The organism is Armatimonadota bacterium (assembly GCA_022563855.1).
In the GTDB taxonomy this organism is placed as follows: domain Bacteria; phylum Armatimonadota; class Fimbriimonadia; order Fimbriimonadales; family Fimbriimonadaceae; genus JADFMN01.
Map to the genome: position 1 here is coordinate 504,396 of JADFMN010000001.1, position 16,024 is coordinate 520,419.

Genomic DNA, 16,024 nt, shown 5'->3' on the forward strand with positions numbered 1-16,024 from the left:
CGCCCAAATGAACGTTGTCATTCTTGGTTGTGGCAGGACAGGCGCCAGGCTCGCTCTGGAGCTGTCGTCGAAGGGGCACGGCGTCACGCTAATCGAGCGAAATCCAGATTCTCTACGCCGTCTCGGCAAGACCGACGGCTTCAACATCGTCATCGGCAACGGCCTCGACATCGATGTGATCGAGCGGGCCAAGGTAGCCGAGGCCGACGCGTTCTTTGCGGTGACCAGAGGCGACAACACGAACATCATGGCTGCGCAAATCGTGCAACGCATGAACAAAACTGCAAAGGTGTGCGTCAAGGTCGCCGACCCCGAGCGTGCTAAGGCGTACCGCGACATGGGCATGTTCTGCATCAATGCCAGCTCGCTGCTGGCGGGCCTTTGCCGGGACTGGCTACTGAACGAACCGTACGAAACGATCGACAAGTACAACGTCCTTTCCAAGGAGCTGGAGATTTAGCGAATGTACATGATCCTCGTTGGCGGTGGAAACGTCGGCATCCAGTTGGCAAAGAGGCTCATCGATCGCGGAAACGAAGTTCTGCTCATCGAAAAGGACCCGGTAACGGCGCAAAAGCTTGCGAATCTGCTCGGCGACGAGTACGTCATGCAAGGTGACGGATGCGAGATGTACACGCAGCGAAAGGCCGGATTCAACCGGGCAGACGTGGTCGCCGCCGTGACGGGGGAGGACGAGGACAACTTTGTCATTTGCCAGCTTAGCAAGGAGCTTTGGCACGTCGACCGAGTTCTCGCCCGCGTCAACGATCCGCGGCACGAGGACATCTTCAAAGAGGTCGGAATCGACGACACGGTCAGCGCGACGGGGATCATCTACAATCTCTTGGTCCAGCAGATGTCGACCGACGATCTCATTCCGATTGGATCTTTGGACCGGGGCAACGCTGAGATCGTCGAGAGCGTGCTTTCATCGAGGTCAACGCTTATCGGGAAGGATGTGGGAGGCTTGGAACTGCCAGAAGGCGCGTTCATCGCGTTCATCGTCCGCGACGACGTGTGCCTTCAACCCAGTTCAGAGATGACGCTGCAAACCGACGACATGCTGGTTGCGCTCGTGCCGATTGAGCAAGCTGACGAGTTGCGCGACGCGCTCTGCGCGAAGGTCTAGCGCGCGATCATTGGACAATTCGCCAAAATGATCCTGTGCCCGAGTTGCTCAAGAGTTACATCCTGGCGCCGATACCGCATGAGCTTCGCGAAGCGATCGCGGCAGCATCCCTACAGATCAAGAAGAGGGCGGGCTCTAGCGCGTTGCGCTGGACGCCCGACGGCGAGATCTGCCTAACCCTCGTCTCGCTCGGCGACTTGCCAGCGTCAAGACTCGCCGCGCTCCAGCCCGGGGTCACAGACGCTTGCCGCGCGTTCTCTCCACTTCGCTTGCGGCTAAGAGAGGCGCTTGGCCTGCCGACAGCAACGATGCCGAAGTCGATCGGGATCGGCGTTGCCGGAGATGTCGAGGCGTTCTTGAGCTTACGAACCAACCTGGCGAGACAGTTCGGAACGGAGATGGGCACCCACGCCCGTCCGCTTCCACCTCACGTTGAAATCGCGCGCTTGCGACAGCTCGACGATCGGGTTCGGGCAGACGTTTCTAGGGCGATCAAGTCCGCGAGAATCGGGACGCTCGGAGATTTCACCGTCAGTTCGGTCGATTTAGCGCACTCCGTTTCGAGTTCTGACGGCCCGATGCTTCGAAGTTTAGTTTCGATCCCTCTTGGCTGAGCTAGTTCAGCAGGCGCGTGGGGTTTTGCAGGTAATCGCGCACGACGTTCATGAATCGCGCGCCGATGGCGCCGTCCACGACTCGGTGGTCGAACGAGCCGGTGATGTTCATCATCATGCGAATCTCGACCTCTTCGTCGCTGACTGGCATGACCTTTCTCTTCGCTGTGCTGATCGCGACGATAGCGGCGTTGGGCGCGTTGATGATCGCTGTGAAGTCGTCGACGTTCAGCATGCCCATGTTGCTGATGCTGAACGTGCTGCCCTGCATCTCGTCGGGAAGGAGCTTGCCGTCCCTCGCTTTCGCGACCAAAACGCGGGTGGCCTCGCCGATCTGGCGCAAGGTCATCATGTGGGCGTTCTTGATGACCGGCACGAGCAGTCCTTCGTCCACCGCCGCCGCGACGCCTACGTGAACCGCGCCGAACTGTAGGACGTGGTCGCCCTGGTAAGTCGCGTTGACCTCGGGCATCTCCACCAGAGCCATCGCGCAGGCCTTGATGACGAAGTCGTTGACGGAGACCTTGCCGCTCTCCTCCTCTTTGTAGAACTGCCTGAGCGCGCTGATCCTCTCGACGTCGACCACTACAGTAACGTAAAAGTGCGGCACGTTTTGCTTGCTCGCCAAGGTGCGCTCGGCGATGATCCGGCGGTGCGCGTTGAGCGGGACCAACTTGTCCTCGCCCGTCGCAAGCGCGGGCTGGAAGCTCGGCACTTTCGGGCCGGTAGAGATCGCCGACCTCACGTCTTCGGCGACGATGCGTCCGCCGGGTCCCGAGCCGATCACTTTGGCGAGGTCGACGCCCGCCTCGTTCGCGAGCTTTTTGGCCAGCGGGCTGGCTTTGACGCGACCTAACTCCGCGAACGCTTTCGCGGGCTTCGCAACTGCTGCCGGCTCCTTCTTCGCGGTCGCCCCTGGTTTCTGCTTGGCGGGCTCAGCGGCTTTGCCGTTTCCTCTGCCCCAGTCCGCCGGAAGCTTCTCGTCTTTCTTCAGGATCGCGGCGATCGGCTGACCGACGGGGACGGTGTCGCCCTCTTTGATCAGGAATCCCGTAATCGTGCCCTTACCGGGCGACTCGAGCTCGAGCGTGGCCTTGTCGGTCTGGATGTTGCCAATGACGTCGCCGGACTTGACCTCGTCGCCGTCCTTCTTAAGCCACTCGAGCAGAGTGCCTTCTTCCATCCCGTCGCCCATTTTGGGCATGATCACTTCGGTCATGTTCGTTGCCTTCCTGGCGTCAGCGCCGCTGGGTTAAGGATACCTTTCAGTCCTTCTCCTCTTCGGCCTCTTGGCTGTCTTCCTCGAACGTGTACAGGTAAAGCTTGCGGCCGTCGGAGATTTCTACCGTCTCGACTTCGTACTTCATTTCTGCGCCTCCCAAGCGACTGCGGCGGCACCGAGGAGGCCTGCGTCGTCGATCTTTTCGGCCGAGGTGATCTTGCAGTCCTTGAACAGCGACGGGATCGCGACCTTCTCGGCCTGTTCGACCGCCGGGGCTATCAGCCACTTCCCCGCCTTGGCGATCTGGCCGCCGATGGCGAATACATCGGGCGCGAAGACGTTGATCAGGCTCCCGATCGCTGTGCCCAGATAGCGACCCGTCTCCCGCCACACTTCGATCGCGAGCAGGTCGCCCTCGTCGGCTGCCTCGGTGACGTTTTTTGGAGTCAGTTTCGCTTGGTCGATCAGCTCGGCAATCAACGGTATGGTGCCGCCCCCTGTGAGCCGCCAGCCTTCTAGCAGCGACGTGGCTCGCTTGATGATCGCGTCGCGCTGGCAGAGCTTCTCAACCGTCAGCGTCTCGAGCGTCTCCCAATCCGTGCTGACCGCCGTGTGGCCAAGCTCTACGCCGCCCTTGTTGCCGCCGAGCAAGAGGAACGGGCCATCGGTCTTGCCGCCGACGCTCGCCGGACCGAGCACGACGCCGCCGCCGATCCCAGTACCGAGAGTGAGCATGACGAGACAGTTTGCAGTGCCTTTGCCCGATCCGAACCGGTACTCACCGACAGCTGCCGCGTTGGCGTCGTTCGCCATGTGAATGGGAAGAGCGATAGCAGAGGAGAGCGGCCCGCGCACATCGACGTCCTTCCAGTAGTCGAGGCGACCGTCCACACGTATACCGAAGTTCGGCGACCAGTGGACGATCCCGTCGCGGTCGTTGCAGTGGCCAGGGATCGCTAGGCCGACGGCGACCGGGGATAAACCAGCACGCGCTTGTTCGACCGCCTCGGCGACCGCCTCGAGCGTCGCTGAGGCGCCCCCTTCGGCGCACGAAGGGAGCGTGACGCGCTCACCGACCGTGTTGCCCGCAGAATCGACTGCGACGGCGCGCACGTTCGTCCCGCCGAGGTCGACACCGATCACGCAATCCGCTGGCACGAGCGCATTATGCCCGACCGCTAGCGCCGCTGGTAACCTGTCGCACTAGCCAAATGGACAAGACCGCGCTGGGACGCCTCGCCAGCCTCGCCATGCCTCGCATCGAGGCTCCTCTCGACGCGGAGTTCCGCCCGGCAGTGCTCGCGAACGCAGCATTTCGAAAGCTTGCAGAGATCGGTGAGCCGTGCGTCATCGGCCTGGAGCGCAACGACGGTGCGAGGGACCGATTCGAGACGGTCGTCCAGGCACCGAACAACCCGCTCGCCCAGCTGAACCTCCCGTACATCGAGCGAATCGTCAAGTTTCTCCTCTGGCAGAGGGGCGGGTGGAGGATCACGATCGGCGGGCCGAAGGAGATCGGCGAGTACATCAAACAGTGCTACTCCCGCGGCGGAGCGCGCGACTTCGACGCCGAAATCGTTGGCGAAACGATGTTCGAGAGGCAGATGGAGGTCGTCTGCTGTTCGCCGGACGAGGTGCCCGAAGCGGTCACCGCCTCGAAACCCATCGGTCGTCACCTTGACGGGTGCCGGATCGGCTTCGACCTCGGCGCGAGCGACCGCAAGGTATCGGCTGTGATCGACGGCGAGACGGTCTTCACCGAGGAGGTCGTGTGGGATCCGCGCGGCAACTCCGACCCCGACTACCACTACCGCGAGATCAAATCAGCCATCGACGCAGCCGCCAAGCACATGCCGCGCATAGATGCGATCGGTGGTAGCTCGGCGGGGGTCATCATCAACAACCGCGTGATGGTCGCGTCGCTGTTCCGAGGCGTGCCGAAAGAGGAGTTCCACCGTGTGCGCGACATTTTCCTGCGAATAGGCACCGAGTATGGCGTACCGATCGAGGTCGCCAACGACGGCGACGTCACGGCTCTAGCGGGGGCGATGTCGCTGAATGAGGGCGGCATCCTCGGTATCGCGATGGGGTCGAGCGAGGCCGCCGGATACGTCGACGGCGAGGGGAACATCACCGGCTGGCTGAATGAGCTGGCGTTCGCCCCGATCGACTACGCGCCGACGGCACCCGCTGACGAGTGGTCGGGCGACATCGGTTGCGGCGTGCAGTACCTGACCCAACAGACGGTGTTCCGCCTCGCACCGAAGGTCGGCATCGACCTGTCAGGCACGGAGGTGTTGGCAGAAAAACTCAAGACGGCCCAGCAAAAACACGAGGATGGAAACGACGGCGCGAGGCAGATCTGGGAGACGATCGGCACCTACTGCGGCTACGCGGTGGCACACTACGCCGACTTCTACGAGATCAATCAGATGCTCTTGCTGGGGCGTGTGACGAGCGGGAAGGGCGGCCAGGTCATCATCGAGCAGGTTCGAAAAGTGCTCGAAACGGATTTTTCCGAGCTGGCCAAGAGCATCGAAGTGAACCTGCCCGACGAGAAGACTCGCAGGGTCGGTCAAGCCGTCGCCGCCGCAAGCCTGCCAAAACGATAGCGGCAAAAGACCGGGACCGGAGAGGAAAGAGCGATTTTGGTGTTATTTCACCCTGTGTCCCGTAGAATGAACAGAATCTACCGGCTGAGAGGATCGCAGAATTGACTTCAAAAGACATCGGAAAACTGACGAGTGATATGGTCGCTGAAATCGAGCGGGCCATCGTCGGGAAACAACAGACGATTATCAACGCCATCTTGACGCTGTTGTGCGACGGGCATCTGCTAATCGAGGACGTTCCAGGGGTCGGCAAGACGACCTTGGCGAAAGCGATCGCCAAGACGATCGGCGGCGAGTTCAAGCGAATCCAGTTCACTCCCGATCTTCTGCCGAGCGACATCACGGGCTCCTCGATCTACAATCAGAAGGAAAGTACGTTTCACTTCCGAAAAGGGCCGCTCTTTGCGAACGTCGTCCTGGTAGACGAAATAAACCGAGCGACGCCGAAGACCCAATCCGCTCTTCTCGAGGCGATGGAGGAGTACCAGATCACAAGCGATGGCGAGACGCGACAACTGGTAAGGCCGTTCTTCGTTATCGCTACGCAGAACAACATCGAGACGACGGGCACGTACCCTCTTCCCGAGGCGCAGCTGGACCGCTTTTTCGCCACCGTCTCCCTCGGCTATCCGTCCAAGAGCGCCGAGCAAGAAATCCTGACGACGCAGCGCGTCGCAAACCCGATCGACGATATCAAAATGGTTGTCGGGCTCAGTGACATGATCGACGCCCAGCGCGCGGTGCGCGAAGTCTTCGTCCACGACAGCATCAAAGAGTACTGTGTCGAGATCGTGCGAGCGACTCGTGAAAGCAGCCAGCTAATGCTCGGAGCGTCACCGCGCGGCTCGCTGTATCTCATGCATGCCGGCCAAGCGCGCGCGGCGTTGGACGGCAGCGATTTCGTCAGGCCAGACGACATCAAATCCGTCGCCCATATGGTGCTGAACCACCGCTTGATCTTGCGCGGCGAGGTTCGTGCCAGAGGCACCGAAAGAAAGGAGGTCGTTCAGCATATTCTCGAAACGGTGCCAGCACCCGTGCCAACTTCGTAGGACAGTCCATTGAACCGATACGCGTCGCTCGCCCTATCGATTGCCAGCCTGTTCTTTCTGGTGATGGCGATTCTCGTGAACTCGCCGCCGCTGTTCTACATGGTGACGGCGGTGCTTGCGACCCTTGGCGCTGCCGCCGTACAAGCGTATCTGGCGGTCCGGGCGCTCCGCTTCGAACGGTTCATTCCCCCAGTCGTGCAGGTCGGCGAGCAGGTCACGATCGAGATTACAGTGTGGAGCGAACGCCGCATCATGCGGCCGCTCATCACGATTTTCGACGATCTGCCGGAGCGCCTTGCGTCAAACGGCATCCGAGCGATCCTCCCGATCGCTCCGTCATTCGACCAACCGATACAGACTCGGTACACTTTTCGACCGATGAAGCGCGGTCGATACCACTGGTCCAGCTTGACCGTTCGCGGTACCGACGCACTCGGCCTCGTCACTCGCGAGCGGCAGTACAAGACCGATCCAGTAACCCTCACCGTCTACCCCGCTCCAATACCGGCCGCGGTCGAGATTAGGCCGATGTCGGGCTGGGGAGCGAGCGAGCTTGAGAGCGGAAGGAGGCTGGGCTCCGGGCTTGAGCCTCGCGGCATCCGCGAGTACGTGCACGGCGACGCCCAGAGGCACATCCACTGGCCGAGCAGCGCGAGGACCGGCACACTGATGGTCAAGGAATTCGAGACCGGTTCTGGCATGAACCTGAGCTTCATCCTACAGCAGACGTCGGGCAGCGAGGTCGGAACCGCAGAGTCGTCTACCCTGGAATCGATGTGTGGAAACGCTCTGTTCATCGCCAACCGGTATCTAGAGATGGGAGCGATCATTACCTTTCCGACCGTCGAGGATCCGCTGGGGATCAGCCAGCACCCGGAGACGAGAATCCACGAAATTCGCGAGGTGTTGACAGATGTACAGGCTGACCAGCGAGCTACGATCAGTCAAGAAATCGCCCGCGTTCAGCCAACCTTAAGAGCTGGATGCACCGTCGTAATCATGATAGGCGTACAAGATGATGAACTGCCTGGAGCGATACTGAACTTAGCGTCATCCCGCACTGTGTGCCTGGTGTATGATTTGGACGAATACCGAGAATCTGCGGCGCCGTCGCGGAAGTTGCGGAGAGCCGCGGACTCGCAGTATCTGGGCAAGCTCGAAGCGGCGGGCGCGGAGGTTATCATGATGCGAAAGGTTGAATCGGTCAAATGAAGAGGATAGCGCCCGAACAGATGTGGTTGGATCATGCGCTGGCTTCGTTCGGCTGCCTGCTGGCCGTTTACGCAGTCGGAATGTCGTTGATCAACCGGCCGCTTGCCATCACGCTCTCGGTCTGCATCATCGTGACCTCGATCATCGGCTTCCTGCTTGCGCGGGCTTTGCGCGACCATCCTTTCCGAAAGTACGACTCGTATCTGTGGGCGTTCTTCGGCGTGTTCTCGGTGGGGTTCGTGCTGCGACTCAACGAACTGCTGCCGGAGCCGGGATTCCAGATGAACCTGATCGCAGCGGGGGCGCTCTGTTGGATGCTCGTGTTCGGGAGCATGGTCTCCTGGCGCGATCAAACGCTGCTGTTCCTGACGCTGCCTTGCATCGCGATCTTCGGGCTCGTCGGCACGTTCGACACGTTCCCGGCTGGAACGCTTTTCTTCTTCCTGTTCCTCGCCTCGATCGCGGTCCTTTACGCCCGCGTTCACCAGAGATCGATGATCGAGCGCGCTAAGGCGGCCGGCGTCGCAGAGCTTGCGCTCTTGCGTCGAGGCGTGTGGCGATGGATGGCCGGCCCGGAATGGGCGCTGGCGTCGGCAACGTTGATCATTCTGTTCAGCCTGGTCGGCGGACCGTTGCTGCGGGGCTCGCTGAAGAAAGTTGCCGGCAACGTCAACGTCACGATTACTCCTCCGCCGCAAAGTATCAGCGGCAATCAGGCCACCGACAACTCGGACGTCAAGATCGGTCGCGGCGCACAGTTCAATCTTGACGATGACATCTTGGAGATCGACATCGAAGGTCAACAGTACCTTCGCGTGACGTCGTATTCAACTTACACAGGCAGCGGTTGGAGCCAAGCTGGCGTCAGTCTGCCGGCCGATTCTCCCCTGCACACGTTTGAACCTGACCCGCGGAACCCGCAACGTGGCCCACACGGAGGGATTGCGGCTTGGTCCGGATTCGCCTCGCCGCCGTACGAGCCGATTCTCAATCCAGAGTCCGTTGAGTTCTGGATAAGAAACGTCGCTTCGAACGTTCGGACGATCATGACGCCGGGGTCTATTTCAGAGGTGTTCGTCGATGCACAGGACGTCACATTCGGTGCCGGCGGCCTGGCGTGGCTGGATGACGGGTTTCCCGACGGCAAAGAGGTCCGGGTCTACGCCATCGTCAGGCCCGACAGAGCGCGGCTCGATAACGCCGAGCTGCCCCCCGCTCTGATGCCGCTGCAACCGTTGCTCGAAAGCCGCGAGCGCATTCCGGCGCGGGTTCGCGATCTTGCGTATCGGGTGACAGCCGGATTCGACTCTGACTACGAAAAGGCGCGGGCGATTCAAGACGCGATCGAAAGCCGAGTTCGCTACAACATTAACTCAGCGAGAGTTCCGAACGACGAAGACCCTTGCGAGTACTTCCTGTACGAATCGAAGGAAGGGTACTGCGATCTTTTCGCCACGTCGATGACGCTGATGGCGCGCTCCGTGGGACTGCCAGCGCGTTACGCGATCGGTTATCTCATCAATGAGGCGGAGCGCACGGACGACGGGTACTACTCGATTTCGGGAAAGGACTACCACGCTTGGGCGGAAATCTACTTCGAAGACGCCGGATGGGTGGTTTTCGATCCGACCGAAGGCGCTCCTGACGTCGACGGCGCAGGCGTCGGGTCCGCTGCCAATACTGCGGTGCCTTGGTATAAGAGGACCTGGTTTATTTGGACTATGGTCGTTACGGTTCTCGCGGCCATCGCCGCACCGCTGAGCGCCATGTATCTAGCGCGCGCTGGAACGCCGGGGGCGAAGCGCGTGCGCACCGCAGGCGAGGTATTCCGGCTGCACACGTCGTTCTACAAGAGCATCGAGAAGCTTGCCGGAAGGCCGAAGCGCTTTAGCCAAACAACGCGGGAGTTCGTCTCTTTGAACGAAGGCAAGCTGGGCGCCGAGCACGGCACAGCGAGCGAGCTCGTTCGACAGTTCGAGAGCGCGATGTTCTCGGCGGAGTCAATATCACGCGATGCGTTGGCGAAACTCTCGCGAACGGTCGCAGAATTCCGTTCCACGTTGCACCGATTGCGCCGGGCGGGTGCATAATCGTTCTGTGGTTCTAGACGTCAAGAAGGCTGGCAAACACAACGTCGTCATGCTGTTCGGGCCAGAGCCGAGCTTGCGACGGGAGGCTCTCCTCGAGATCCTCGCGCTGTACGATCTGCAGCCGGACGACATCGACATCGAGACGACCTTGGCGGACGAGCGGACGCCCGCAGAGTGGATCGCGTCAGCCAGCGCGATCCCGTTCATGGGCAGCAAGCGCGTCGTCGTCGTACGCAACCTGTTGCGGCTGGACCCGAAAATCCAGTGGCCGGATCACAAGGCGAAACTGGGCGAGCATCCGTTCGTCGATGAACTGGCCAGCCTGCCGAACTCTTCGCTCCTGGTCCTCGTGGCTGACAGCGAGGTCGGCGATGAGGACCGCCAGCGCCGACTGGCCCCGATCTGCGAGCGGTGGTCAAAGCTCGTCGTCGCAGGCAAGGGGTATCCGCAAAAGCTGGAGCACAGCCCGGAGGAGATCAGAAGGCAACTCCGCGCAAAGGCGAAAGCGATGGGGAAAAGCCTCTCCGCGACCTCGGCCAGCCTTCTGGCGGAGATGACAGGCGGAAACCTGACAGTGGCGCTCGAAGAGCTGAACAAGGCCGCGCTCTACGTCGGAGATGAGAAGCAGATCTCTGACCAGGACTTGCTGCGCGTTGTGGCGGCCGAGCAAGATTACAACGTTTACAAGCTCGTGGATTCCATCGTCGCCGGAACGTCCGGCCAGGCTCTCTCGCAGTTGAGAACCTTGTACAGCCGCCAGTCAAGGATCGAGGGCCAAACTTTCTCCAGGGTGTTTCCGACTATCGCGCGACAGTTCCGGCTGATCTGGCAAGCACGGCTCTGCATCGAAGCGAACTGCTCGACCAGCAACCCCAGTCGGGCGGTGCTCGAAATGCTGCCGGTCGGCACCAGAATCAGCGACCAAAGGGAGTGGCTGCAGCGCAAGGCGTCTCAGGCCGCGAGGCGGCTCTCTCTCCGCAAGATCGCACGCGTCTTCAACGTGCTGCAGAGAGCCGATTCGAAGATGAAGGGACTCCGCCCGTCCTTCACCAATCAGGAGACGGTGGAGGACATGGTGCTGCGGCTAGCGTCGATCTGCCGCGCGTGAAGGTCACTCGCTTCGATCGCGGAGCATCTTCCAGTATTGTGCTTTCGAGTCCTCGTCCAACTGGGTGAATCGCGTGTACGACGGTTGGAACCCGAGCAAGACCGTGCCGGTCGGACCGTTTCTGTGCTTGCCGATGATCAGCTCGGTCGCTTCGTTTTCGCCGGCGGTCGCATCCTGGAAACTGCTGACCTCCTGCCGCTGGTAGTACTTGTGGCGGTAGATGAACATCACCATATCGGCCTCGGCCTCGATCGATCCGGATTCGCGAATGTCTGCCAGCATCGGACGCTTGTTCTCACGGGATTCCACGGCTCGGTTCAGCTGGCTCAGCGCGATGACAGGAACGTCGAGCTCCTTCGACAAGGCTTTCAATCCGCGAGCGATTTCGCCGATCTCCTGTGTGCGGTTCTCGCTCCGTCTGCTGCCGCGCATCAACTGCAGGTAGTCGACGATCACCAGCGAGAGCCCTCCGTCGGCCTTGAGGCGCCTGCACTTGCCTCGCATCTCCAAAGGGGAGATGTCAGAGGAGTCGTCGATGAAGATCGGCATGCTGTGAAGGGCCTCGCAGGCGTCTACTAGCTTCTGGTAGTTCTCGTTGCTGAGGTTCGCCTTCTTCAGCGTGTTCATCGGCACCTTCGCCAGCATCGAAATCAGCCGCCGGACGAGCTGTTGGCCGCTCATTTCTAAGCTGAAGATTGCGACGTTCCCCTTCCCTTGGCCTGCTACGTGGAGCGCGAAGTTCAGGGCTAGCGAAGTCTTGCCCATCGCCGGGCGGGCGGCGATAACCACGAAATCCCCACCGTAGAACCCGGTCGTAACCTCATCCAAGTCCGAATACCCGGTAGGTGTGCCCAGGATCGGCTCCCCTGTGTCCATCAGGTGGTCTACGTCCTCGAAGAACTGCGTCGCGAGGGTCGCGACTCCCTCGAAGTACCTGCCGAGTCTCTTGCGCCCGACTTCGAACACAAGCGACTCGGCCTCGTTCACCATCTCGTCCGCAGTGCCGTCCGGCCTGTGGACGTCCTTCAGAATCTGATTCGCTGCGTCCTCCAACCTCCGCAGGGTTGCCTTGTCTTGGACGATGCCGGCGTAGTACTCGGAGTTCGCGGCGCTTGGCACGCTTTCGACGATCTTGATCAGATACTCTTTTCCACCGACCTGGTCCAGCTTCTCTCGCTCAAGCAGCTCGTTTTTGAGCGTCACAAGGTCGATCACTTTGTGCGAAGTCAAGAGTTGCGTGAGCGCCCGGAATATCTCTCTGTGCGCAGGGACGTAGAAGTCGTCCTCCGTGACGAAGTTGACGACCTGCTCCGACGCACGCTCGCTGAGCATCATAGAGCCAAGCACGGCCATCTCTGCCTCGATGTTGTTCGCCGGAACCAAGTCTTCAAGTCGCGGGTCGGGGACTGCCTGTGCCATGTGCCTTTAAAGTATGAGACGGGTTTGAGCGGTCGCAAGGACTATCTTCTGACCGCTTGTCAGTCCGCTTTTCCCCAATCAGGAAACGTGGAGAACAGCAGAACGGAATGAGCCGTCGCAACCGCTCTGAATCAAAGCGCTACTGGCTGGCAAGTCCGGGCACTTTCGATCGCGGCCTCGGCGATCGCGACCGCCCTCATGCCATCGTCGGCAGACACTGGCAGCGGAGCGCCGTCGCGGACCGCATCAAGAAAAGCGCGCAACTGCCTGTAGAAAGGATCGTCGGTCGGAGCAAGGGCTGACTCCGACCGAGAGCCGGACTCTCCGTGAACGCGCAAGTTCGGGACGTCCCGCGAGTCATACTCGATCATGCCGTCGCTTCCGCAGATCTCGAAAGTCGCACGGAAGCCGCTCGGATCCATCCAGGTCGTCTCCGCATGGCCGAGGCAGCCGGATTCGAACTCCAGAGTCGTCAGAGCGTAGTCGCCCGTGAACTCGGCATCCGCCACTCCCGGCCCAAGCCGCACCGTGCGCGCAAACACCGACTTCACCTCGCCGAACGTCCACCGCATCCAATCGAAGTCGTGAACGGCCAAGTCGAGCAGGATTCCGCCTGACCGATCCTCGTCGCGGAACCAGAGGTCGCTTCCCTTCGGAGCCCTACCTCCCCTGCGCGTTCGCACCGTCGCCGGTCGTCCGACCTTACCGTCGATAACGGCCTGGTGGGCGGCAGCGAACTCAGGGAAGAACCGCACGACCTGCCCTGGCATCAACGGTACGCCAGCCGCCATCGCCGCGTCGATCATCTTCCGGCACTGCGCCACCGTGCGCGCCATCGGCTTTTCCACTAGCGTCGGCTTCCCTGCTGCTATCGACGCCTCGGCCACGACCAAGTGCGAATCCGTCGGCGTGCAGATGTCGACGACATCGACGGAGGAGAGCAGCTCGTCCAGCGACGACGTGGATCGGGCTAAAAACTGCGAGCAGTAGGCCTCCAGCCGCTCACCGCTCATGTCGAAAGCGCACAACTCGACGTCGTCCATCAGCGCGTACTTGCGCGCGTGGACGGAGCCCATTCCGCCGACGCCGACGACTCCAACTCGCATGGCGCTATTTTGGCGCATTGACAGATGCACTCCTGTGCGGAGGCTAAAATGCTTACGGTGACGTACCTCTACTGCGTGTTCGCCGGGCTGGCCGCAGGGGTTATTGGCGGTCTTTTCGGGGTCGCAGGAGGGATCATCCTCGTGCCGTTCCTTGTGCTGGCGCTCAAGCTCGATCAGCACACCGCGCAGGGCACGTCGCTTCTCACGTTGGCTATGCCAGTGGTCGGACTTGCGGCGTACAACTACTACCGAGACGGCAACATGGTGGTCGCCGTCGGGATCGCCTTGGCGGTCGGTATCGCATCTGGCGGATTGATCGGCAGCAAGATCGCGCTGGGGTTCAGCCCTCGGACGATGCGCCGGGCGTTCAGCGGCTTCCTCATTGTCGCCGCGATCTACATGATCTTCAAGAGTCTGTCTGCGACTCCGACAGTCGCAGACCAGGTGGAGTTGAGCGGCTGGATCTATCTGGGCTGTTACGGAGTAGGGCTGGCCGCAGGGATCATGGGCGGACTGTTCGGCATCGGCGGTGGGATCGTCATCGTTCCGTTCATGGGATTGGCGCTCGGGTTTTCACAGCATATGGCGCAAGGAACTTCGCTGCTGGCTCTTTCGCTGCCGGTCGCTGCGTTCGGCGCGTACAACTACCACAAGAAGGGCAACGTCCAGCCGAAGAAGTCGCTCGCGCTCGCAGTAGGTTTAGTCGCGGGCGCGTTTCTCGGCAGCAAGTTTGCCCTCGGCCTTGCGCCCACGACCATGCAGCTTGCGTTCGCCGGGTTCGTCATTCTGACGGCGACGTATTTGATCGTGAAGAAGTAGCGGCCGCGCTCGCGACCATCGTGCCGGCTACGACGACCGCCATTCCAAGAATCTGCACCCACGTCAGGCTCTCGCCGAACGCCGCCCACGCGAACAGCGCCGCAGTCGGCGGGATGAAGAACTGCACGACGCCGGTCTTTGCCGGGCCGACGTCGGCCAGCCCCTTGTAGTACATCGAGAACCCTCCGATGCCGGCGACCAGCACGAGGTACCCGAACGCCAGCCAGCCGTAGAGCGGGATCGCCGACCAATCCGTCTTGACCAGCGGCACGATCCCGTAAGGCAGCAGCGCCAGCAAGCCGCCTGGAAACGTCAGCGTGAACACCCCGAACGGCGATCCGCTAGCCACCAAAGGACGCATCAGAATGACCGACCACGCCCACACGATCGCAGAGATCAGCACTAGCAGCGCGCCTGTCGTGCTGCCCTCGATCGCCGCCCCTCCGCCGACGATCACGATCACCGCGCCAGAAAACGCCACGAGTCCTCCGATCACCAGGCGCGGTGTGGAACGTTCCTGACCTGCGAGGATTGCGAACAAACCGATCCAAACTGGTGCGGTCGCCAGAACGATGGCCCCCTGCGCCGCTCCGGCCGTTCGCATCCCCTCCAGGAAGAAGACCATGTACAGGCCGTTCGCGACAAACCCTGCGAACACGTATCTCCATCTCTGCCCCTTGGGGTACTTGAGATCAACCCGCAACAAGGCCGCGATACCAAATAGGATCGGGAGCATCAGGAGGTACCGAGCCAGCGCAGCTACCGACGGTTCGAGATACCCCAGGACGACCTTGATGACGCTGAAGTTGAGCCCCCAAATGACGACGACCAGCACCAGGGCAGGGTGCGGCAGTCGCCGTCGCCAGTCGGGCATGGCGCAAGTATGGCGGCTCCGAAACTCCGGCGTTGGGCCGGGAAACGGAGATACTTGCTACTTGATTGCAGTATAAAGAGATCATGACAACGGCGATGACGACGCAGATCAAAGAGCTTGAGACAAAGATCATGGAGCTTAAGGCTGAACTGAACAAGGCCCGACAAGAGGCAGAGCCAGAGAAGGTTCAGGACTACCCGTTCGAGGGGCCAGATGGGAGCGTCTCCTTGTCCGAGCTGTTCGGCGACAAGGACGACCTGCTCGTTGTGCACAACATGGGCGCGAGCTGCAACTACTGCACGCTGTGGGCCGACGGGTTCGAGAGCATCTATCGTCATATCGAGGGTCGGTGTGCGTTCGTGCTGGCCAGTCCAGATGCTCCGGACGAACAGGCGAAGGTCGCCAAGGCGCGCGGCTGGACGTACCGTATTGTCAGCGACGCTACTTCGGATTTCACTACTGCCATGGGATACAAGCCCGACGACAGCTACTGGCCGGGCGTCTCGGCGTTCCACCGCGAGGAGGACGGCTCGATTGTTCGCACCGGCACAGCAATCTTCGGCCCCGGCGACGACTTCTGCCCGACCTGGCACTTCTTCGACCTCCTGCGCGACGGCGCTAAGGGTTGGGAGCCGAGCTAGGGTTGAGGGCGAACAAAATTCTCAGTTGGCAATTGGCAGTTCTCCGAACCCCCGAACCACCCAGCCTCCTAACCAAACCGAGCCAAATCCGAACAAATCCGAACCAACCCGAGCCAACCCGAACGA

At 61.1% G+C, this 16,024-nt stretch carries 15 protein-coding genes; 10 read left to right on the forward strand and 5 right to left on the reverse strand.

The features are described from left to right. Window positions 1-7: 7 nt before the first annotated feature. The 3 genes from IH944_02400 to IH944_02410 are packed head-to-tail and all read left to right on the forward strand — an operon-like array spanning window position 8 to window position 1,743. On the forward strand, window positions 8-460 hold the full coding sequence (locus IH944_02400) for a TrkA family potassium uptake protein (GenBank protein ID MCH7903399.1): 453 nt from the start codon (window positions 8-10) through the stop codon (window positions 458-460). Window positions 461-463: 3 nt separating this feature from the next. Continuing rightward, a complete protein-coding gene (locus IH944_02405) occupies window positions 464-1,129 on the forward strand; it encodes an NAD-binding protein (GenBank protein ID MCH7903400.1) in 666 nt (221 codons plus the stop codon). 35 nt (window positions 1,130-1,164) lie between these two features. Beyond that, the gene (locus IH944_02410) at window positions 1,165-1,743 is read left to right on the forward strand and encodes a hypothetical protein (protein MCH7903401.1); all 579 of its coding nucleotides are present in this window, start codon (window positions 1,165-1,167) and stop codon (window positions 1,741-1,743) included. Between the two features lies 1 nt (window position 1,744). On the opposite strand, the gene IH944_02415 is transcribed toward IH944_02410, so the two are convergent. Together IH944_02415 and IH944_02420 are read right to left on the reverse strand one after the other, a co-directional pair. Further along, window positions 1,745-2,962: a 2-oxo acid dehydrogenase subunit E2 gene (locus IH944_02415; protein ID MCH7903402.1), complete on the reverse strand. Its 1,218-nt coding sequence runs from the start codon at window positions 2,960-2,962 to the stop codon at window positions 1,745-1,747. A gap of 144 nt (window positions 2,963-3,106) precedes the next feature. Continuing rightward, window positions 3,107-4,123, reverse strand: coding sequence for an ROK family protein (locus IH944_02420; protein ID MCH7903403.1), 1,017 nt, complete (start codon window positions 4,121-4,123; stop codon window positions 3,107-3,109). 92 nt (window positions 4,124-4,215) lie between these two features. Here IH944_02420 and IH944_02425 point away from each other — a divergent pair, with 92 nt between their 5' ends. The 5 genes from IH944_02425 (at window position 4,216) to holA (ending at window position 11,039) form a co-directional block, all read left to right on the forward strand. Next, window positions 4,216-5,577, forward strand: a complete 1,362-nt coding sequence (locus tag IH944_02425; protein ID MCH7903404.1) for an ROK family protein — start codon at window positions 4,216-4,218, stop codon at window positions 5,575-5,577. Between the two features lie 137 nt (window positions 5,578-5,714). Then, a complete protein-coding gene (locus tag IH944_02430; protein MCH7903405.1) occupies window positions 5,715-6,629 on the forward strand; it encodes a MoxR family ATPase in 915 nt (304 codons plus the stop codon). Window positions 6,630-6,638: 9 nt separating this feature from the next. Next, on the forward strand, window positions 6,639-7,841 hold the full coding sequence (locus tag IH944_02435; protein MCH7903406.1) for a DUF58 domain-containing protein: 1,203 nt from the start codon (window positions 6,639-6,641) through the stop codon (window positions 7,839-7,841). Then, a complete protein-coding gene (locus IH944_02440; GenBank protein MCH7903407.1) occupies window positions 7,838-9,931 on the forward strand; it encodes a hypothetical protein in 2,094 nt (697 codons plus the stop codon). Before IH944_02435 ends, IH944_02440 begins: the two co-directional genes overlap by 4 nt. A gap of 7 nt (window positions 9,932-9,938) precedes the next feature. Then, window positions 9,939-11,039 carry a DNA polymerase III subunit delta gene (gene holA / locus IH944_02445; GenBank protein ID MCH7903408.1) on the forward strand — a complete coding sequence of 367 codons (1,101 nt, stop codon included), beginning with the start codon at window positions 9,939-9,941 and terminating at the stop codon, window positions 11,037-11,039. Between the two features lie 3 nt (window positions 11,040-11,042). On the opposite strand, the gene dnaB is transcribed toward holA, so the two are convergent. Then, window positions 11,043-12,458, reverse strand: a complete 1,416-nt coding sequence (dnaB, locus tag IH944_02450) for a replicative DNA helicase (GenBank protein MCH7903409.1) — start codon at window positions 12,456-12,458, stop codon at window positions 11,043-11,045. 131 nt (window positions 12,459-12,589) lie between these two features. Next, window positions 12,590-13,564 (reverse strand): Gfo/Idh/MocA family oxidoreductase, encoded by a 975-nt coding sequence (locus tag IH944_02455; GenBank protein MCH7903410.1) that lies wholly within the window; start codon window positions 13,562-13,564, stop codon window positions 12,590-12,592. A 57-nt stretch (window positions 13,565-13,621) separates the two neighbouring features. Between IH944_02455 and IH944_02460 the strand changes: the two genes are divergently transcribed. Further along, window positions 13,622-14,383, forward strand: a complete 762-nt coding sequence (locus tag IH944_02460; protein MCH7903411.1) for a sulfite exporter TauE/SafE family protein — start codon at window positions 13,622-13,624, stop codon at window positions 14,381-14,383. Here the strand turns inward: IH944_02460 and IH944_02465 are convergent. Further along, window positions 14,346-15,257, reverse strand: a complete 912-nt coding sequence (locus IH944_02465; protein ID MCH7903412.1) for a DMT family transporter — start codon at window positions 15,255-15,257, stop codon at window positions 14,346-14,348. The two genes, IH944_02460 and IH944_02465, sit on opposite strands and share 38 nt — an antisense overlap. A gap of 83 nt (window positions 15,258-15,340) precedes the next feature. Here IH944_02465 and IH944_02470 point away from each other — a divergent pair, with 83 nt between their 5' ends. After that, window positions 15,341-15,898, forward strand: a complete 558-nt coding sequence (locus IH944_02470; GenBank protein MCH7903413.1) for a DUF899 family protein — start codon at window positions 15,341-15,343, stop codon at window positions 15,896-15,898. The last annotated feature ends 126 nt before the right edge of the window (window positions 15,899-16,024 follow it).